Annotated in this window: 18 protein-coding genes; 7 read left to right on the plus strand and 11 right to left on the minus strand. The window is 72.9% G+C overall.

What is annotated here, in order from left to right:
* Positions 1–40 precede the first annotated feature (40 nt).
* Together O7622_RS03205 and O7622_RS03210 are read left to right on the plus strand one after the other, a co-directional pair.
* Positions 41–679 carry a TetR/AcrR family transcriptional regulator gene (locus O7622_RS03205; protein WP_282311787.1) on the plus strand — a complete coding sequence of 213 codons (639 nt, stop codon included), beginning with the start codon at positions 41–43 and terminating at the stop codon, positions 677–679.
* On the plus strand, positions 676–1,143 hold the full coding sequence (locus O7622_RS03210) for a thioesterase family protein (RefSeq protein WP_282311788.1): 468 nt from the start codon (positions 676–678) through the stop codon (positions 1,141–1,143). Before O7622_RS03205 ends, O7622_RS03210 begins: the two co-directional genes overlap by 4 nt.
* A gap of 28 nt (positions 1,144–1,171) precedes the next feature.
* Here the strand turns inward: O7622_RS03210 and O7622_RS03215 are convergent, their stop codons facing one another.
* From O7622_RS03215 to O7622_RS03230, 4 genes are all read right to left on the minus strand, one after another.
* Positions 1,172–1,639, minus strand: coding sequence for a nucleoside deaminase (locus O7622_RS03215; protein ID WP_348774067.1), 468 nt, complete (start codon positions 1,637–1,639; stop codon positions 1,172–1,174).
* Between the two features lie 148 nt (positions 1,640–1,787).
* Complete coding sequence (locus O7622_RS03220; RefSeq protein WP_282311789.1) at positions 1,788–2,312, minus strand: tRNA adenosine deaminase-associated protein; 525 nt, start codon at positions 2,310–2,312, stop codon at positions 1,788–1,790.
* Between the two features lie 122 nt (positions 2,313–2,434).
* Positions 2,435–2,605: a hypothetical protein gene (locus O7622_RS03225; protein WP_018786529.1), complete on the minus strand. Its 171-nt coding sequence runs from the start codon at positions 2,603–2,605 to the stop codon at positions 2,435–2,437.
* A 72-nt stretch (positions 2,606–2,677) separates the two neighbouring features.
* Positions 2,678–2,974, minus strand: coding sequence for a hypothetical protein (locus tag O7622_RS03230; RefSeq protein ID WP_282314019.1), 297 nt, complete (start codon positions 2,972–2,974; stop codon positions 2,678–2,680).
* Positions 2,975–3,146: 172 nt separating this feature from the next.
* On the opposite strand from O7622_RS03230, the gene O7622_RS03235 reads away from it, so the two are divergent.
* Together O7622_RS03235 and O7622_RS03240 are read left to right on the plus strand one after the other, a co-directional pair.
* Positions 3,147–3,887 (plus strand): M23 family metallopeptidase, encoded by a 741-nt coding sequence (locus O7622_RS03235; protein WP_282311790.1) that lies wholly within the window; start codon positions 3,147–3,149, stop codon positions 3,885–3,887.
* Positions 3,888–3,944: 57 nt separating this feature from the next.
* The gene (locus O7622_RS03240) at positions 3,945–5,015 is read left to right on the plus strand and encodes a PHP domain-containing protein (RefSeq protein WP_282311791.1); all 1,071 of its coding nucleotides are present in this window, start codon (positions 3,945–3,947) and stop codon (positions 5,013–5,015) included.
* A 3-nt stretch (positions 5,016–5,018) separates the two neighbouring features.
* Here the strand turns inward: O7622_RS03240 and O7622_RS03245 are convergent, their stop codons facing one another.
* Positions 5,019–5,993, minus strand: a complete 975-nt coding sequence (locus O7622_RS03245) for a DMT family transporter (RefSeq protein ID WP_282311792.1) — start codon at positions 5,991–5,993, stop codon at positions 5,019–5,021.
* Positions 5,994–6,066: 73 nt separating this feature from the next.
* Here O7622_RS03245 and O7622_RS03250 point away from each other — a divergent pair, with 73 nt between their 5' ends.
* Entirely contained in the window at positions 6,067–7,737 is a 1,671-nt protein-coding gene (locus O7622_RS03250) for a DUF885 domain-containing protein (RefSeq protein ID WP_282311793.1), read from the plus strand.
* Between the two features lie 45 nt (positions 7,738–7,782).
* On the opposite strand, the gene O7622_RS03255 is transcribed toward O7622_RS03250, so the two are convergent.
* The 3 genes from O7622_RS03255 to O7622_RS03265 form a co-directional block, all read right to left on the minus strand.
* Positions 7,783–9,345, minus strand: a complete 1,563-nt coding sequence (locus tag O7622_RS03255; RefSeq protein ID WP_282311794.1) for a DUF6114 domain-containing protein — start codon at positions 9,343–9,345, stop codon at positions 7,783–7,785.
* A gap of 77 nt (positions 9,346–9,422) precedes the next feature.
* A complete protein-coding gene (locus O7622_RS03260) occupies positions 9,423–10,046 on the minus strand; it encodes a DUF6230 family protein (RefSeq protein ID WP_194803292.1) in 624 nt (207 codons plus the stop codon).
* A gap of 392 nt (positions 10,047–10,438) precedes the next feature.
* A complete protein-coding gene (locus tag O7622_RS03265) occupies positions 10,439–11,596 on the minus strand; it encodes a DUF3068 domain-containing protein (RefSeq protein WP_282311795.1) in 1,158 nt (385 codons plus the stop codon).
* A 113-nt stretch (positions 11,597–11,709) separates the two neighbouring features.
* On the opposite strand from O7622_RS03265, the gene O7622_RS03270 reads away from it, so the two are divergent.
* Positions 11,710–12,960, plus strand: a complete 1,251-nt coding sequence (locus tag O7622_RS03270; RefSeq protein ID WP_282311796.1) for an acyltransferase — start codon at positions 11,710–11,712, stop codon at positions 12,958–12,960.
* A gap of 151 nt (positions 12,961–13,111) precedes the next feature.
* A complete protein-coding gene (locus O7622_RS03275) occupies positions 13,112–14,290 on the plus strand; it encodes a glycosyltransferase family 4 protein (protein WP_282314020.1) in 1,179 nt (392 codons plus the stop codon).
* Here O7622_RS03275 and O7622_RS03280 read toward each other — a convergent pair.
* From O7622_RS03280 to O7622_RS03290, 3 genes are read right to left on the minus strand one after another with little or no spacing between them, the layout of a single operon-like run.
* The gene (locus O7622_RS03280; RefSeq protein WP_282311797.1) at positions 14,275–14,469 is read right to left on the minus strand and encodes a hypothetical protein; all 195 of its coding nucleotides are present in this window, start codon (positions 14,467–14,469) and stop codon (positions 14,275–14,277) included. The genes O7622_RS03275 and O7622_RS03280 overlap by 16 nt on opposite strands.
* A gap of 35 nt (positions 14,470–14,504) precedes the next feature.
* A complete protein-coding gene (locus O7622_RS03285) occupies positions 14,505–16,214 on the minus strand; it encodes a hypothetical protein (protein ID WP_282311798.1) in 1,710 nt (569 codons plus the stop codon).
* Positions 16,214–18,097: a hypothetical protein gene (locus tag O7622_RS03290; RefSeq protein WP_282311799.1), complete on the minus strand. Its 1,884-nt coding sequence runs from the start codon at positions 18,095–18,097 to the stop codon at positions 16,214–16,216. Before O7622_RS03290 ends, O7622_RS03285 begins: the two co-directional genes overlap by 1 nt.
* Between the last annotated feature and the right edge of the window lie 6 nt (positions 18,098–18,103).

Consider the following 18,103-nt stretch of genomic DNA (forward strand, 5'->3'; position numbering starts at 1 on the left):
AAATACGACCGGTCGTTCTTATTTTCGTTACGCTGCCCCCATGACCTCTGACGGCCGCGTCGCCCGCGGCGACCGCACCCGCACCGCGGTGCTGGACACCGCAGTGGCGCTCGCCACCGAGGTCGGCCTGCACGGCCTGTCCCTGGCCCAGCTCGCCGACCGGCTGGAGGTGAGCAAGTCCGGCCTCTTCGCGCACTGGCGCTCCAAGGAGGCACTACAACTCGCCACAGTCGACCGGGCCGTGGCGCAGTGGCAGGAGCGGATCGTCGCACCCGCTCTGAGCGCGCCACGAGGCGTACGCCGGCTGCGCGCGCTGCACGAGGCCCGGATCGACTTCTACGCCGCCCGGGTGCTGCCCGGCGGCTGTTTCTTCGCCAACACCGAGTTCGAGTACAACGCCCGTCCCGGCCCGGTCCGGGACCGGCTCGCCGAGGCCTTCGGCAGGTGGACCGCGCTGCTCGAGCGCCTCGTCCAGGAGGCGGTCGACCTCGGCGAACTCCCCGCCGACCTGGACGTGCCGCTGCTCGCGTACGAGATCGACGCGCTGGGGATCAGCGCGGTGATGCGGTCCCGTCTGCTCGACCCGGACGCCTCCTACCGGCACGCCCGCCAGGGCCTGCTGAACCGGCTGCGGGCGCTCTGCCCGGATCCGGCCCTGCTACCGGAAGGCCAGTCATGAGCCACGCCACCACCGACCGGCCGGTCGCGGAGTTCGGGCACGTCGAGCACGTGCCTGTGCACTTCGACGACCTGGACGCGATGGGCATCCTGCACAACGCCCGGTACGCGGTGCTGCTGGAACGCGCGCTGACGCCGTACTGGGCCGAGCGCGGTGTCGCGTTCCGCGGCGACGTGCACGCCGCACCCGACGTGTTCCACGCGGTCCGCGAGTTCACCATCAGCTACCGGGCGCCGGTCATCGGTGTCGGCACCGTGGCTGTGCACTTCTGGCTCGAACACTTCGGCACCAGCAGCGCCCGTTACGCCTTCGAGTTCCGCTCGGTGGACAGCGCGACTGTGCACGCCACCGGCACCCGGTCGATCGTCCGGCTCGACCCGGCCACGCTGCGTCCGACCGCCTGGACCGAGGTCGCCCGAGGGGTGGCCGTGACGCTGCTGCGCCCCGCGCCAGCAAGTGCCTGAGCCCGGAAGCGCCTGAGCCGGGAAACCCTCAGCGGAAGAAGGCGCGCAGCAACGCCGCGCTCTCGCGTTCCAGCACGCCGCCGTACACCTCGGGGCGGTGCGTGACGCGGCGGTCGCGCAGCACGTCCCAGAGCGACCCGACCGCGCCGGTCTTGGGTTCCCAGGCGCCGAACACCACTGTCGAGACGCGGGCCAGGGCGATCGCCCCGGCGCACATGGTGCACGGTTCGAGCGTCACGACGAGCGTGCAGTCGTCCAGCCGCCACCGGCCCAGCCGCTTCGCGGCCCGCCGCAGCGCCAGCACCTCGGCGTGCGCGGTCGGGTCGCCGGTCAGCTCCCGCTCGTTGCGCCCGATCGCCAGTTCGGTGCCGTCGGGGCCGTAGAGCACCGCGCCGACCGGCACGTCGCCGGCGTCGGGGGTCGCATCGTCCGGGCCGGTCACCGCGACCTCGAGGGCCCGGCGCATCCACAGCTCGTGCCGCTGCCGGCGGCCGATCGCGCCCGGGTCGGCGAGCGACTCGTCGGCGCCCGGACCGACACGCGCGGCCCGGCCCGGGGTGGGCTGCCCCGGGCGTACGGTCTCCAGCGCCGGATCTGTCGCGTCGGCCGGTTCGGCGGCGCCGGGCGTCAGGGACTCCCCGGGCTCAGACCTCACGCAGCTCCTCGACCTCGTCCGCGCAGCCGAGCACCTGGCAGATCTCGGCTGTCACGTCGGCCGGCATGGAGCCCTCGTGCGCGCAGAGCGCCAGCAGCTTCTGCGCCGGGATGCTCAGGTCGGCGAGGAGGTCGGCGTCACCGACCGGGTCGGCCTCCGGGTCGACAGCGGGCTGCTCGGTGTCGTCGCCGCCGCCGGATGCGCTCGGCTCGTCGACCTCCTCCAGCCCGGTCACCGAGGTCTTCAGGTCGCCGACGAGCAGCGCGCCCAGCCGGGACTCCTCCGCGTACGCCGAGTCCGAGCCGAAGACCCGCAGGTCCTCCCCCTCGTCCAGGCGCAGGACGACCAGGTACGTGTCGTCGGCCTCGACGAACAGCAGCGAGAGGTCGGCGTCCGGCTCGACGTCGCGCAGCCGGTCGGCCACCTCCTCGATGTCGGTGACGCCCCGCAGGCTCACCTCACCGGCGGTCCAGCCGCCGTCGACGCGCGCCACGGCAGCAGCGAAGTACGACACGGTCCCCCCAAATCAGCCTCGGCAGCACGCCGACACGTCACGCGATGCACGTTAACCGGTCGGGTCGGCGGGCGAGCGGTCAACGCCCCGTATGGGCCGGCCGTTCCTTGAGAGAAAGCCGGTCAGCCGACGACGCGCCGGCGGGTGGCGATGAGCTGGCGCAGCCGCTCGGTGCGGGCCCGCTGGGGCCGCTGGCGCTGCTGTACCGCACGGGCACCGGCCAACTCGGCGAGGAGTTGCAGGCGTCGGCGGCTCCGATCGGGGTCGAGCCGCGGCGGTGTGGTCCAGGCCATACCGCGAGCGTGGACCGTCCTCAGGCGTACGTCAAGGTGGCCTTCGCTACGCAGCGAAACCGGCACCGAAGGTCACCAGAGCGGCCAGTCCCCGGTCTGCGCCCACCGCATCGCGACCATCGCCGCGGCGATGCTCCAGCCACCCGCGGTGACGATCGCCACGCCCGTCGCGACCCCCCGGTCGCCGTGGCGGACCAGCACCGCGGCGGCCAGCCAGGCCAGGCCGCCGGCCAGCAGCGTCCACCAGGCGTAACCGGCAACGCCGCCGCCGACCAGCCCGAACAGCAGGAACCAGGCGAACGCGACCAGCGCACCGACAGCGACACCGGCGCCAGTGATCGGGTACGGCTCGCGGTAGCTGGGCCGCATCGACGTGCTCGACGGGAACAGCCCCGAGGGCGTACGCGGTGGCGGGAACGCCCCCGGACCGGTCCCCTCGGGTCCGCCGTGCCACCCGTGCGTCACCGCCGCCCCCTTTCCCGGACCGTCCGTCCCGCGTTCGGCTTTCGTCCCTACGGTAGTGGTCTGTCAGGATGACCGGATGCGCTCGCCATCGATCGGACGCCGCACGCGGCCGGCGTACCCGGTCCTGCTGCTCGTCGCGGCGCTCGCCGCCGGGTGCGGCGCCCCTGCCGGGCGCGCCGACAGGTGGCAGGAACCGAGCCCGATCGCGACCGCGGCGCAGCCCGCCGACCCGGCCCCGCCGGTCGCCTCCTCGTCCGCCGCGCCGTCGCCGGCGCGCACCGACGTGAAGCGGGTCTTCCCGGTACGGGCGGGCAACGTCGACTACCACCCGACGCACGGCGGCTACCCGGGCACCGACGTGTTCGCCGACTGCGGGGAACCGGTGGTGGCGGTGACCGACGGCGTCGTGCTGGAGGTGAGCCGCGTCGACCGGTTCGACAAGCGCGGGCCGCTGGGCCCGGACAACGGCGGGCTCTCCGTCTCGCTGCTCGGCGACGACGGGGTGCGCTACTACGGCTCGCACCTGAGCGCGATCACTGCCGGTGTCGACGCCGGGGTTCGGGTGCGTGCCGGGCAGCAACTCGGCGAGGTGGGCCGTACGGGCAACGCCAACAACGTCTGCCACCTGCACTTCGGGCTCTCCCCGAAGTGCACCGGCGCGGACGACTGGTGGATCCGCCGGGGCGTGGTCTGGCCGGCGCCGTACCTGAACTCGTGGCGCAAGGGCGGCAACCGCTCGCCGGTCGCCGAGGTCACCGCCTGGCAGCGCAGGCACGGGTGCCCGGCCTCGCCCGGCCGGTCCACCCGCGGCGGCTGACCGGCTCGCGGTTGCGGGGCCACGCGGCGGACGGCGTATGCGCGTAGGTTCCAGGACATGAGTGCCCGGGATCCCCTCGCCGACCTGCGCCGGATCGCGTTCCTGCTGGAACGGGCGAACGAGGCCACGTACCGGGTGCGGGCGTTCCGGTCGGCGGCGAAGACGCTCGGCGCGCTGCCCGCCGCCGAGGTGGCCGAGCGGGCCCGCACCGGCAAGCTGACCGAGCTGTCCGGCGTCGGTGACGTCACCGCCCGCTGCGTGGCCGAGTCGCTGGCCGGCGAGGAGCCGGTCTATCTGCGCCGCCTGCTAGCGACCGAGGGCACCGACCTGGACGAGGCGGCGGCGAAGCTGCGGGACGCGCTGCGCGGCGACTGCCACACCCACTCGGACTGGTCCGACGGCGGCTCACCGATCGAGGAGATGGCGCTGGCGGCGGTCGAGCTGGGCCACGAGTACCTGGTGCTCACCGACCACTCACCGCGACTCACGGTGGCCCGGGGCCTGACCGCGCAGCGGCTGCGCAAACAGCTCGACCACGTCGCCGCCGTCAACGAGGCGCTGCCGAAGGGCTTCCGCCTCCTCACCGGCATCGAGGTGGACATCCTCGCCGACGGCTCGCTCGACCAGGACGAGGACCTGCTGGCCCGCCTGGACGTGGTGGTCGGCTCGGTGCACAGCGGCCTCAACGACGACCGGGCGAAGATGACCCGCCGGATGCTGACCGCGATCGCGAACCCGCACCTGGACATCCTCGGCCACTGCACCGGCCGGATGGTCTCCTCCCGGCCCGCCGGGGTGACCGGGCCGGGCGACCGGGGGCACCGGGCGCGTACCCGCAAGGAGAGCGAGTTCGACGCGGACGCCGTCTTCGCCGCCTGCGCCGAGCACGACGTGGCCGTCGAGATCAACTCCCGGCCCGAGCGGCAGGACCCGCCGAAGCGGCTGATCCGCCTCGCGCTGGAGGCCGGGTGCCGGTTCGCCATCGACACCGACGCGCACGCGCCGGGCCAGCTCGACTGGCAGCGGTTCGGCTGCGAGCGTGCCGCGCTGTGCGGGGTGCCGGCGAAGCGGGTGGTGAACACCTGGACGGCCGACCGCCTGGTGAAGTGGACGGCCGGCCGTAGCTGACAGTCAGCCCCGGGTGGCCGGCTCGGCGGCGCGGACTGCGGGCGCCACCGCCTCCGGGCGTGGGCGACGCCGCCCGAACAGGCCCTGGGCGACCGCCACGCCGACGAGCACCACGAACGCGCCGACCGGCTGGTGCCAGTTCGTCCGCTCGCCGAGCACCACCGCGCCGACGAGCACCGCGAACACCGGGATCAGGTACGTCACAGTGGACGCCGTACTCGCCCCGGCCAGCCGGATGTTGCGCATGTTGATCACGAAGGCGAGCCCGGTACCGAGCGCGCCGAGCGCCAGCACGCTCGCGATCACGCGCGGGGAGAGGCCGGTCGGCGACGGCGGCGTGCCGACGAACGGCGCGACGAGCGCGAGCTGCGCGGCCGCCACCAGTAGCTGGGCCGCCGACAGCGACAGCCCGGAGTACGCGCTGCCCGCGACGAACTTCTTCTGGTACGGAATCGCCAGCCCGTAGCAGGCCGCCGCGCCGAAGCACATGAGCTGGCCGACGAAGTGGGCGCCGCCCACGCCCTCCCAGACGCCGAGCACCACGAGTACGCCGGCGAAGCCCAGCCCCAGCCCGACCGCGCGCCGGACGGTCAGCCGCTCGGTGCGGAACACCAGCACCGCCAGCGGCAGCACGATCAGCGGCGTGGTGGCGTTCCAGATGCCCGCGAGCATCGACTCGACCCGCTGCTCGCCGTAGCCGAACAGCGTGAACGGCACCGCGACGCCGAACGCGGCCACCACGAGCATGTGCGCCCAGACCCGGGGGTCGCGGGGCAGCCGGTCGCGCAGCACGGCAAGCACCACGAGCAGCGTCAGCGCGCCGGTGGCCACCCGGTAGAGGGTGAGGTGCACGGGGTGCAGCTCGGTCACACCGACCTTGATGAACAGGAAACTGGAACCCCAGATGGCGGCGAGCGCGACGAACCCGGGCAGCCAGCTCCGCACCGGCGCGCGGTCAGGAGTGATCTCGACGTTCACCCCTGACACTCTGCCGGAGAGGTACGACGAAGTCGCGCGGTATTCCGGATGCGGGGTCACGTAGGGTCGCCTGGTGGGACGAATCGATGACCTCGCCAACCGGTACGTGGCCGAGTGGGCCCCGCTGAGCCCGACCGGCGCCACCTACGTCGGCATCGCCGGCTACGACGACCAGCTCGACGACCTGTCGCCCGAGGGTTACGCGGCCCGCGCCGAACTGGCCCGCCGCACGCTCGGCCGACTCGACGTGACCGAGCCGGAGACCGAGGCGGAGCGGACCGCCCAGGAGGCCATGCAGGAACGCCTCGGCCTGGAGCTGGCCCGCTACGACGCGGGCGAGACCGGCAGCGAGGTCAACGTGATCGCGAGCGGGCTGCACGAGATCCGGATGGTCTTCGACCTCATGCCGACCGACGGCGAGGAGGCCCGGGCGAACGTGGCGGCCCGGCTCAACCGCTTCGCGTCCGCGCTGGACGGCTACAAGCGCACGCTGCGCGAGGCCGCCGCGGCGGGACGGGTCAGCTCGCGGGTGCAGCTCGTCGAGGTCGCCAAGCAGTGCGACGTCTGGGTCGACCCGGAGGGCGACAACTTCTTCCACGGGCTGGTCGAGCGGATCGACGCGGACGGCGCGCTCGGCGCGGAGCTGCGCAAGGGCGCCGCCGCCGCGACTGCCGCCACCGCCGAGTTCGGGCAGTTCCTGCGCACCGAGCTGGCGCCGGTGGGGCGGGAGAAGCAGGCCGCCGGGCGGGAGCGCTACGAGCTGGCCTCGCAGTACTTCCTCGGCGCGAAGGTCGATCTGGACGAGACGTACGCCTGGGGTTTCGCCGAGCTGGCCCGGCTGGAGGCCGAGATGCGGGCGGTGGCCGCACGGATCGCCGGGCGCGGCGCCTCGGTCGACGACGCGGTACGCGCGCTCGACGCCGACCCGGCACGGACGGTACGCGGCAAGGAGGCGTTCCGGGACTGGATGCAGGCGCTCGCCGACAAGGCGATCACCGAGCTGAACGGCACCCACTTCGACATCCCCGAGCAGGTGCGCCGGATCGAGTGCTGCCTCGCGCCGACGAGCGACGGCGCCATCTACTACACCGGCCCGAGCGAGGACTTCTCCCGGCCGGGACGGATGTGGTGGGCGGTGCCGCAGGGCATCACCGACTTCTCCACCTGGCGGGAGGTGACCACCGTCTACCACGAGGGCGTACCCGGTCACCACCTCCAGGTCGCTCAGACCGCCGTCCGGGCCGACCTGCTCAACCGCTGGCAGCGGCTGCTGTGCTGGGTCTCCGGGCATGGCGAGGGCTGGGCGCTCTACTCCGAACGGCTGATGGACGAGTTGGGCTACCTCGCGGACCCCGGTGACCGGCTCGGCATGCTCGACGGGCAGGCGCTGCGCGCGGCCCGGGTCATCGTGGACATCGGCATGCACCTGGAGCTGGAGATCCCGAAGGACAACCCGTTCGGCTTCCACCCGGGCGAGCGGTGGACGCCGGAGCTGGGCTGGGAGTTCATGCGGGCGCACTGCCGGGTGCCGGACGAGAACCTGCGCTTCGAGCTGAACCGCTACCTGGGCTGGCCCGGGCAGGCCCCGTCGTACAAGGTGGGCGAGCGGATCTGGTTGCAGGCCCGGGAGGACGCGAAGGCCCGCAAGGGCGTCGACTTCGACCTCAAGGAGTTCCACCGCCAGGCGCTCGACCTGGGCGCGCTGGGGCTGGACCCGCTGCGCAAGGCGCTGGCCCGGCTCTAGGCCGGTGCGGGGTGCCGGCGGGGAGTCCCGCCGGCACCCGCCGGGTCAGGCGCCGAGCGTCAGCCGCAACGTCGGCCGGCCGGTGAGCGTGTTGCTGGTGACGTACGCCAGGTCGATGACCGGGTCGGTGAACGTCACCGGGATGGGCAGCGTGACCGGCAGGCCGTCCGGGAACGGCAGGTCCGGCGTCAGCGTCAGCTTGATGCCGGCGAGCTTGCCGACGAACCGGGTGCAGTAGAACGCGACGTCGTCGCGGACCGTGAGGCGGTCGGTCGCGTACCGCTGGGTACGGCCCCGGGGACCGTCGGCGACCAGCAGGAAGTCGTCGGTCACCGCCTCCCTCATGCTGAACTTCAGCACCTTGAGCGCACCCTGCTCGGTCTGGAGGTCGGTGATCCCGTCGAACCGCAGCCCGGTCATGGTCACCTTGGAGCCGGTGAGCTTCGACGGCGTCCGGCCCACCTTCGGCAGGCTCGGGTCGGCGGCGATACGCGGCAAGGGCTTGCCGGGTTCCACTTTGCCGGGCTTCGCCGGGTCCACCTTGCCCGGCTTGCCCGGCGCCGGGCATTCGGTCGATCCGGGCCGGGTCGCCGGCTTGCTCGTCGGGGCCGCTGATCCGCTCGCGGCCGGTGTGGGCGAGGGCGTCGCGCTCTTCGTGCTGCCGCCCTTGAACAGGTCACCGATCCCCTCGAAGAAGTCGGTGATGATGTTGCCCGCCCGCGTCGGGCTCGCGCTCGGCGACGGGGTGGGCGTCGCGGTGGGTGCGCTCGCGCCGGACGACGGCGTGGCGGGCCTCGACGGGCAGGCGCTCGCGGCAGGGCTGCTCGGGGCGGCCTGCACCGCCCCCGGCTGTACGGCCAGGCCGGCGGCGGCGAGGCCGAGCACCACGAGGACGATGCCGAAGGCGCGCGGGTCCGCCGAACGGCCCGCCCACTCCGGCGGCCCGCCCTCGGATCCGGCCGCCTGCTCGTCCACCGGCTGCCGAGGGACCGGCCGCTCCCCGCCCGGCCGCTCGGCAGTCGGCTGCTCGACGGCCGGCCGTACGCCGGCCGGCACCTCGACGGTCGGCCGCTCGTCCGCGGGCTGTGCGTCCTCGGGCTGCGTGTCCACGGGCTGTGCGTCCGCAGCGGTGTCGGGCCCGGCGTCCGCAGCGGTGCCGGGTTCGTCGTCCGCCTCGACGTCGCGCTCGTCGGCGGCCGGACCGGCGGGACCGGCCGGAGCGGTGGGCACCCAGGCGAACGCGAGCGCGCTGCCCACGATGCCGAGCAGCAGGCCGACGAAGAAGCCGCCGAGGTTGAGCCCGATCAGGGAGTAGACGGTGGTGATCGCCGCGACGATCGAGTAGAACAGCCGCTGCGGCGGACTGAGCCAGAGCAGCACCCCGCAGGTCACGAGGATGGCCGGGATCAGCAGCGAGAGCAGGCCGGTGGCCCCGCTGCTGAAGCTCAGGCCGTTGAGGGTCAACCGGGTGGAGGCGAGCATCTCCACCCCGGCCAGGATGATGAACAGGCCGCCCCAGAACGGCCGGCTCCGCTGCCAGCGGCGGAAGGTACGCCAGGCCCGGGCCGCGGTGCCGAGCCGGGCGGGGGACGGTTCGACGGTTGTCACGTACTCCTCCTGGCGGAGCGGGGACGGGAACGATCGGGCGGGCCCGCGGTGGTCGGCCACCGCGGGCCGTGCTCAGCTCAGAAGCACTCCTTGCCCTTGGCGTCGTCGCCCACGTTGACCTTGAGGCGGAGCCCGACCAGGTTGAACGTCGAGGAAGTGGTGTAGCGGGACACCTGCTTCAGGTCACGGATGGTGACCCGGTCGGAGTTCTGGCCGAACGAGCCCCGCTGCGCCGTCGGGTTGAGGTCGCTGGCGTCGCGGCCGATCTTGATGTTGGTGAAGGTGGCGTTGCCCTCGAGCGAGTCCATCGCGATCACGAGGTCCTTGGCCCGGGCGGGCTCCTTGCCCTCACCGGCGTTGATGGTGAGCACCACCGGCAGGCCGGGCAGGTCGGCGCGGACGGACTGGCAGAGCTTGTACAGCTCGGCGCTGCTGATCTCGGCCATCGCGACCGGGCGCGTCGCGCCGGCCTTGCCGTCCTCGCCCTTCTCGCGGACGATGCCGCCGTACTGCTTGAAGCCCTCGCCCTCCAGGCGGTCGGCACCGATCTTGAACGTCTGCCCGGACACGGTGATGTCGGAGGCGATGGCGCCGGTCGACATGCCGAACAGGATGGCACCGGCGGCGGCCGTGGTGGGCACGATCATGGCGGCGAACCGCCGCCACCGGGTACGCCCCTGGTTGTCGAGCCGATTCTGCACGGGTTCCTCCTCGAACGAATGTGCGCGGCGGCCGGTGTCGAACCGGCGGCCCGCGCCGGGCCCGTCCTCTGTTACCGACGGGTAACGATCGAGCCTGATCGTGCACCCGATGCGGTGCAGCTCACAACCCCCTGATTACCCGGCGGTAACACCGGAGTGAGAGGGGGCGGCGACCGAGCGTCACGACGTTCCCGCCCCGGCACGGCGCGCAGGGCGAAATGTCGCGCTAAACAGGACATAGATGATGGTGAGCACGACGGTAAGTCACTGGATACCTCGCCGTTACAATCAAGTAACGAATGTAAAGTACGTTCGCCCGCATGGGAGATCTCCACGACGGAGGGGTGGACCGCAGTGCGGTCCACCCCTCCGTCGTGCTTCCGGCGCACCGGTCAGCGGCGCTCCACCTCGCCGGCGCCCGAACGCTGGGCCGGCACCGACGGATCGTCGGACCGCCAGTTCGTCGACGCGGGCGGGATCTCGTCGTCGAGCGGGCCGCCGACGGGCTCCTGGTCCACGCGGGTGGGCGTCGGGTCGGAGGTCGGCGCGTCCGCGCGGTGCCGGGCGCTGCCGTCACCCTTGGGCCGGGTCACCAGCCACACGCCCGCGATCAGGGCGATCAGGCCGAGCACACCGGCGATGATCGGACCCCAGACACTGATCAGGCCGATCTTGAAACGGTTGTCCTTCACCGTCTCGACGCTGCGGCTGATCGTGGCGTCGTTGTAGTTGAAGTCCGCGTCCAGCAGTACGGTCGGGGCGCCGGTGTCCGGGCGCAGCTCCTTGTACTGCTGCTCGCGGACCTTGACGTAGGCGCCGGTCACCGGGTCGACCCAGAGCGTACGGGTGTTGCTGTAGACGACCTGGCCGGTGGTCGCGCCGGGCGCGAACTTGCCCAGCAGCGTCTTGACGCTGTCCTGCGGGGTGTTCAGCGGCTCGTTCTCGATCCGCTGCTCGAAGCGGTACGTCTCGACGCCCTTGATCTTCTCGGTGCCGGTGAACCGCGCCGGAACCGCCTTCTTCAGGTCACGGTCGAACACCTGGTAGTCACGCTTGCCGGTGCCGAACGGGAACTTGTAGATCTGGCCGGAGTAGCGCACGTTGCCGACCGGGGTCTGCTGCGCGCCGGACTCGTTGAGCCACTGCTCGTCCCACGGCGCCGCCGCGCCGGAGATCCGGTACAGCGCCAGCTCGGTGCTGTACTGGCTGATCACATCCTGGTTGTCGCCGCGCTTGACCGTCTGGAAGACGTTCCAGACGACCGCGTCGCCCTTCAGCTCCTTGGGCAAGCGGTCCTTCGTGTCCTCCGGCTGCGGGATGACCTCGATGCTGGACACGAGATCGGCCTGTGGCACGTCGATGCTCACGCCGCCGGCTTCGGACTTGATCTGTAGGAACTTCGCGCCCTTCGCCTCCGCGACGGACGTCGTTGGTTCCAGGTCATAGGGCAGCTTGGTCACGGCGGGGGCCACGTAGAACGGCAGCCCGGCCGCGAAGACCAGCAACAAGACACCTAGCCCGAAGAGCGCGGCGCCCACGCGAAGCTTCACTCATCCTCCTGTAACCTGCCGCCCTACGGTCTGTCGTCCGGGGCACCCGATCCTTAGCATTGGCGGGAGGTTACTCCCCAGTCACCTGCAAAAGCGACCCCCTGGATGTCCAGATGTCCACAGCCACCACGCCAACAATCCCGGAGCCACCGGTAACGGGCCGTCTTCCCGCCCTCGACGCGCTGCGAGCGATAGGCGCGGTGGCGGTCGTCGGTCACCACGTCGGCTTCCAGACCGCCGTCACCATGAACACCACGTGGGGCGGCTGGTTGGCGCGCCTGGACGTGGGCGTGGCGATCTTCTTCGTGCTCTCCGGCTTCCTGCTGTTCCGCCCGTGGGCGCTCACCGTCGCCACCGGACGCCCACGGCCCCGCGCCGAGCGGTACTTCTGGCGCCGGGCGCTGCGGATCCTGCCCGCGTACTGGCTGGCGGTGGTGGTCTGTTTCGTCGTCCTGCCCGGCAACCACCCGGTGTCGGCCGGTGACTGGCTGCGCCACCTCACGCTCACCCAGATCTACGGCCCGGGCCAGCTCCGCCACGGGCTCAGCCAGACCTGGAGCCTCGCCACCGAGGTCATCTTCTACCTGCTCCTGCCGCTGCTCGCGGTGCTCGCCGTGGGCCGGACCTGGCGTCCCGTCCGCACCGTGCTGCTCGCCTCCTCCGGCGCGCTGCTGACCGCCGCGTGGGTCGCCATGATGGGCGCCGGCTGGCTCGACGGGGCGCTGCACACGATGTGGTTCCCGTCGTACGGCGCCTGGTTCGGCGGCGGCATGGCGCTGGCCGCGGCGCACGTGGCCCTGCGTACCGGCACCGCACCGGCCGCCTTCCGCGTGCTCGACGACCTCGCCTCGGCGCCGCTCGCCTGCTGGGGAGCGGCGGTCGCGGTGATGGCGATCGCGACGACGCCGATCGCCGGCCCGCGCGACCTGACCAGCCCGACCGCCGTCGAGTTCGGCACCAAGATGGCGCTCTACCTCCTGATCGCCGTCCTGATCACGGTCCCGGTGGCGTTCGGCGGCCCGACCCGGGCGAAGAAGGTCTTCAGCACCGGGTCGGCGCGCTGGATGGGCCACGTGTCGTACGGGCTGTTCCTGTGGCACCCGCTGGTCATCGAGCTGATCTACCTGATCGAGGACCGGCCGCTGTTCACCGGCGAGTTCGTCGACGTCTTCGCCCTGACCATGATCTTCGGCCTGATGTACGCCGCGGCCAGCTACTACGGCGTCGAGCGCCCTCTCCAGACGCTCGGCACACAGCGCCGCCGCCGGCCGGCCGGGCGCGGACCGGCGGCGGGGACACCGGCCGTCCCGGCCACCACGACGGACGCCCCGGCCACCACGCCGGACGTCGCGGCACCCGCCTAGCGGTCACCGCCCGGACACCGAGCGTCATCCGACGACGCCCGGCGGCTCAACGCCGCCGCTCGGGGCATTGCCGGGCGCAGGCCCAGCCCTTAATGTGACGCGCACCGCTAAATTACCTGAGAGTAGGGTTCGCGTGGAGCGTCGCTTCGGCATGCCCGGACACGTGCTGTTCCTCAACTGGCGAGACACTCGCAACCCCGAGGGCGGCGGTTCCGAGGTGTACGTGGAACGGATCGCCGCCGAGTTGGTGGCGCGCGGATTCCGCGCCACCCTGTTCTGCGCCGCGCACCGTGAGGCTCCCGCCGACGAGGTCAACGACGAGGGCATCCGGTTCGTCCGTCGCGGCGGCCGGCACACCGTCTACCTCTGGGCCGCGCTCTGCTACCTCTTCGGGGCGTTCGGCCTCGGCCCGCTCGCCGCGCGCCGGGGCGGCCGGCCGGACATCGTCGTCGACGTCTGCAACGGCCTGCCGTTCCTCTCCCCGCTCTGGGCCCGGCGTCCGGTGGTCAAGCTGATCCACCACGTGCACCGCGAGCAGTGGCCGGTGGTCCTGCCGCAGTGGGCCGCCCGGTTCGGCTGGTGGGTCGAGTCGTCGCTGGCGGTACGCGTCTACCGGCGGTGCCGGTACGTCACCGTGTCCGAGGCGACCCGGCGCGAACTCGCCACCCTCGGCGTACCGCCGGAGCAGGTCTCGGTGGTCTACAACGGCACGCCGGAGCTGCCCCGCACCGACGCCGGGCGCGCCCCGTTCCCGCTGCTCGTGACGCTGAACCGGCTGGTGCCGCACAAGCGGGTGGAGGTGGCACTGCGCGCGGTCGCGGCGCTCGCCGACGAGCTGCCCCAGCTCCGGCTGGTGGTGGCCGGTCAGGGCTGGTGGGAGTCGCACCTGCGCGAGGTAGCCGACGAGCTGGACATCACCGACCGGGTCGACTTCCGGGGCTTCGTGACGGAGGAGGAGAAGGCCGCGCTGCTCGCCTCGGCCTGGGTCGCCCTGACGCCGTCGCTCAAGGAGGGCTGGGGGCTGACGATCGTGGAGGCCGGCGCCGCGGGCACGCCGACAGTGGCGTTCCGGGAGGCGGGCGGCGTCGCGGAGGCGGTGGTCGACGGGCGTACCGGCCTGCTGGCCGACGACATCGACGACTACCTCGCGAAGGTGCGCGCACTGCTGCACGACGACGAGATGCGTCAGGAGATGGGCGCTCAGGCCCGGCGGCACGCGGCGAACTTCACCTGGCCGGTGGCGGGGGAACGCTTCGCGACCCTGCTGGAGACCGCGGACTCGCCCCGCCGGGTGCAGCGGCGGGGCGATCCGTCCTACCTGTTGCCGTAGACCTCGGGGGCGTACGGGTCCTGCTTCCCGGCCCGCTTGGCCGCCTCCGAGGCGTTACGCGCCTCGGTCGCGGCCTCCTCCGCCGTGGCGGTCGCCGCGGCGGAGAGCCCGCCGAGGGCCAGGACCCCGAGCAACGCCGCCACCAGGCCGGACACGACAAGGGTTAGAACTCTACGCATGCCATTCCTCCAGTGGTGAGACGTGCGAGCGGACGTTACCACGCAGTAGCTCGCCGGCGTAGGGTCGAAAAGGCGGCAGCCATGACCACCAGAACGGCAGTTCCGCACGCGAGCACGACCAGCGGGCGACCGGATCCGGCCCGCTGCCGTGCGCCCGAAGGAGCCGGGTTCCGGTAGAGGCTCAGCGACTCCCCCTCGTACCGGAGGTCGAGACCGGCCAGGACGGCCGGGTCCACTGTGCTCGGCGTGCCGTGCTGCACCACCACCCAGCGCACGCCGGTGGCCGAGACCGGCCGTCCCTCGGCGAGCACCCGGCGTACCTCGCGCAGGCGCGGATTCTCCCCGGCCACCGCGACGTCGTCGACCACGAGCGTGTCGTCGGTGAGCACGGTTCCCGGCAGGTAGCGGGGCGCCGGGTCCAGCACCACCCGGCCCGGGTTCCACGGATAGGCCCGGTAGGTGGTCAGCGGCAGGGCGAGGATCTCACCCGGGTCGTCGGGCAGGCGCTCGGCGACCGCCCGCCAGTCCGCCGGGTAGCGCACCGGGCTGATCCGGCCGGCCCCGCCGAACGCCAGGTCCGGCATCGCGGCCAACGGCAGGAGCAGCAGCCCGGCCAGCACGATCCCGCCGACCTCCCGGTCGATCCGGGCCACCAGCCGCTCGGCGCCGAGCGCCGCGCACACCACCAGCACGAGGGCGTACGGCGCGAGGAACTTCTGCCCGTCGCGGAGCAGTCCCGCCCCCGGCACGTGCACCACCGCCCAGCTCAGCGCCGCGTTCCCGCCGGGCAGCACGGCGAGGGCGGCCAGCAGGTACGCGCCACCGGCCAGCACGCCCAGCCGTACCGCCGCGCCCGCCGGCAGCCGGCGCCGCAACAGGCCGGCGCCGACCACGGCCAGGACCACGAGCACCAGGGTCGCCAGCGGGGCCGGCGTGGCGGACCGGCTGGCCGGGGTGGCCTGCACGTTCCAGATGCCGCCGGTGCCCGCGAGCGCCACCAGCGGCCCGGCCCAGTTCTCGGCACGTGCCGCGAACGCCGCCACCCCGGCCGGGTCGGACGTGCCGCCCGCGCCGGTCACCAGGGCCGCCACGATCCACGGGGCGTTGAGCAGCGCGACACCGCCCACCGCGACCGCGGACAGCCGGAGCCGGGCCCGGTCCGCCGCCAGCACCAGCACCGTCGCCAGCGCGATCAGGCCGCCGGTCGGGGTGATCGCGGCGGGCGCGGCGAGCAGCACCACCCGGGCGAGCGCGCCGTCGCGGCCCGCCCGCAGGTCCAGCGCCGCCCGCACGAGCCAGGGCAGTGCGGCGTACGCAAGCAGCAGCCCCCACTGCCCGATCAGCAGTCGCTCGGCCAGGTACGGCGTCCACGCGTACGCCACGGCGGCGACCAGCCGCACCGCACGCCGCTCGGTCGGCACCAGCCGTCCGGCGCCCACGGCGGCGAACAGGACCGCCCCGGCCAGCGCCACTCGCTGCACCACCCAGCCCGGCACGAGCTGGGTCACCAGCGAGACCAGCGCGTCCATCGGCACCGCCCGGGGCAGGCTCTGCGCCGGGGCCACCAGATCCCAGCTCAGCGGTTGCCGGGGGACGAACACCATGTCGTACCGCAGCGCGTAGCCCGGCGCCGCGAGCGGGGCCAGGATCAACGAGGTGACGACGACCGCCACGAGGTACAGCGGCAGCGCCTCCCGCCACCGCCGGACCGCGGGGCCGCCGCCCTCGGCGGGACGTCCGGTCATTACGGCTTCGGCACCGCCCGGCCGATGGTGACCAGGTTGGTGCACAACCTGACTCCGGGCGTGTTCACTGTCAGCTCGACGGCGGACCCGGCGCCCTCCACCATGAAGAACACGTCGTTCAGCCCGCTCTCGAGCGTGATCTCGCGGGTGGCGTCGCCGAGCTTGAACACCGCCGTCGAGTCACCGGAGCTGACGTAGCCGAAGTGCACCACGTACGGCCACTCCACCAGGTAGCCGTCCATCGGGATGCGGGCGGTCCGGCCGCCCTCGGCCAGGTGCCCGCAGCCCTCCACGGTGCCGGGTGCGACCTTGCGTCCCTCGACCACGACCGGCCGGATCCGGCCGTTCTCGTCGAACGTCGACGGCTTCTCGCTCATCGTCACGAACGTCGGACGGCGCTCCGCCGGACGGAAGAAGTGGGACTGGAGGTTGTCCGGCCAGAAGTACCCGGCCACCACCCGGTCCGGGACGATCGTGTCGAAGAAGACGGTGCCCGGCGGCGCGGCGGCCAGCTCGGCCTGCGTCGTGGCCAGGTAGTCCCGCCCGTGCTTGGTGCTCCAGTTGTCGCCGAACCGCGCGGTGCTCCACAGCGTGCCCACGCCGATCGTGGCCAGCAGCACCACCATCGAGACCAGGCCGACGGCGAAGGCGCCCGGCTCCCGCAGCACGGTCGGCAGCGGCCACGTGGAGACGTCGTCCTCGTCGTGGTCCTTCATCCCGAGCAGTGCCACGCCGACGCAGATCGCGGCCACCAGCACCACGTCCGCGACGTACCGGGGAACGACGCCGACCAGCGGCCCGAGCGGCCCGCCGAGCCGGGTCACCGCGAACAGCGCCGCGACCAGGCCGAGGTAGCAGGCGAGCAGCAGCCAGGCCCGCCCGGCGGACGGCCGCCGCCGCACGGTGACCACGATCAGCGCCGCGAGCACCGCCCAGGACAGCCACTTCGCGATGTCGTACGGGTCGGACAGCGGCGGCCCGTCACCGGCGTACGTCCAGCGCCACGGGCCGCCGAGCAGGCCCGGCACCACCGTGTCGCCGATCAGGTCGCCGAGGAAGGAGAAGACCTGCCCGACCGAGGTGGGCTCGTCCAGCCCCCGGGCCGGGCGGGTCAGGTAGTACGCCAGGTACGCCCCGGACAGCACGGTGAGCATCAGCCACGCCGGCCAGAACCGCACGGCGGTGGTCACCAGACTGCGCCACGCGCGGCCCTTGGTGAACAGGAACGCGGTCAGCAGGAACAGCAGCGGCACGATCAGCAGTGCCTTGGTGTCGAAGAGCAGGCCGAACACGACCCAGAGCGCGACCAGGACGAGGTGCCGCTTACGACCGGTGCGCACGTACCGGACCTGGGATGCCACCGCGAGGACCAGGGCGAGTTGCGGCGGCAGCACGAGCAGCCCGACCAGCCACAGCGACGACACCTCGAGCGTCAGCGGGCTGAACAGGAACAGGCCCAGCGGGACCAGCAGCCCCCAGCCGGGCCGCAGCAGGTCACGGAGCAGCCGGTAGAGGGCGATCCCCACCGCCGCCTGCCCGGCCGCCAGCAGCAGGATCCACGGCCAGCCGGCGAAACCGGCCGCGCGGACCATCAGCCACGCGACCGCCAGCCCGGCCGGCATGAGGTGGTTGTTGAACGTGCCCAGCAGGTAGTCCGGGTCCAGGCGGGTGTCGAGCACCTGCGCGGCGATGACGAACTCGTCCTGTGAGAACCAGCCACGGGCGGCCAGCCCGGCGCGCGACGCGACGGACACGACGATGAGGGCGATCGCGACCGCGCGGACGCGGTCGGCGGCGATCCAGCGACCGATCGGTCCGGGTCCGTCGTCCTCCGCGCCGACGGCTGCCGGACGCGTCTCGGCCGCTGCTTGTGGCATTGACATGGTCGG

This window comes from Micromonospora sp. WMMD1076, assembly GCF_029581475.1.
GTDB classification, from domain to species: domain Bacteria; phylum Actinomycetota; class Actinomycetes; order Mycobacteriales; family Micromonosporaceae; genus Micromonospora; species Micromonospora aurantiaca.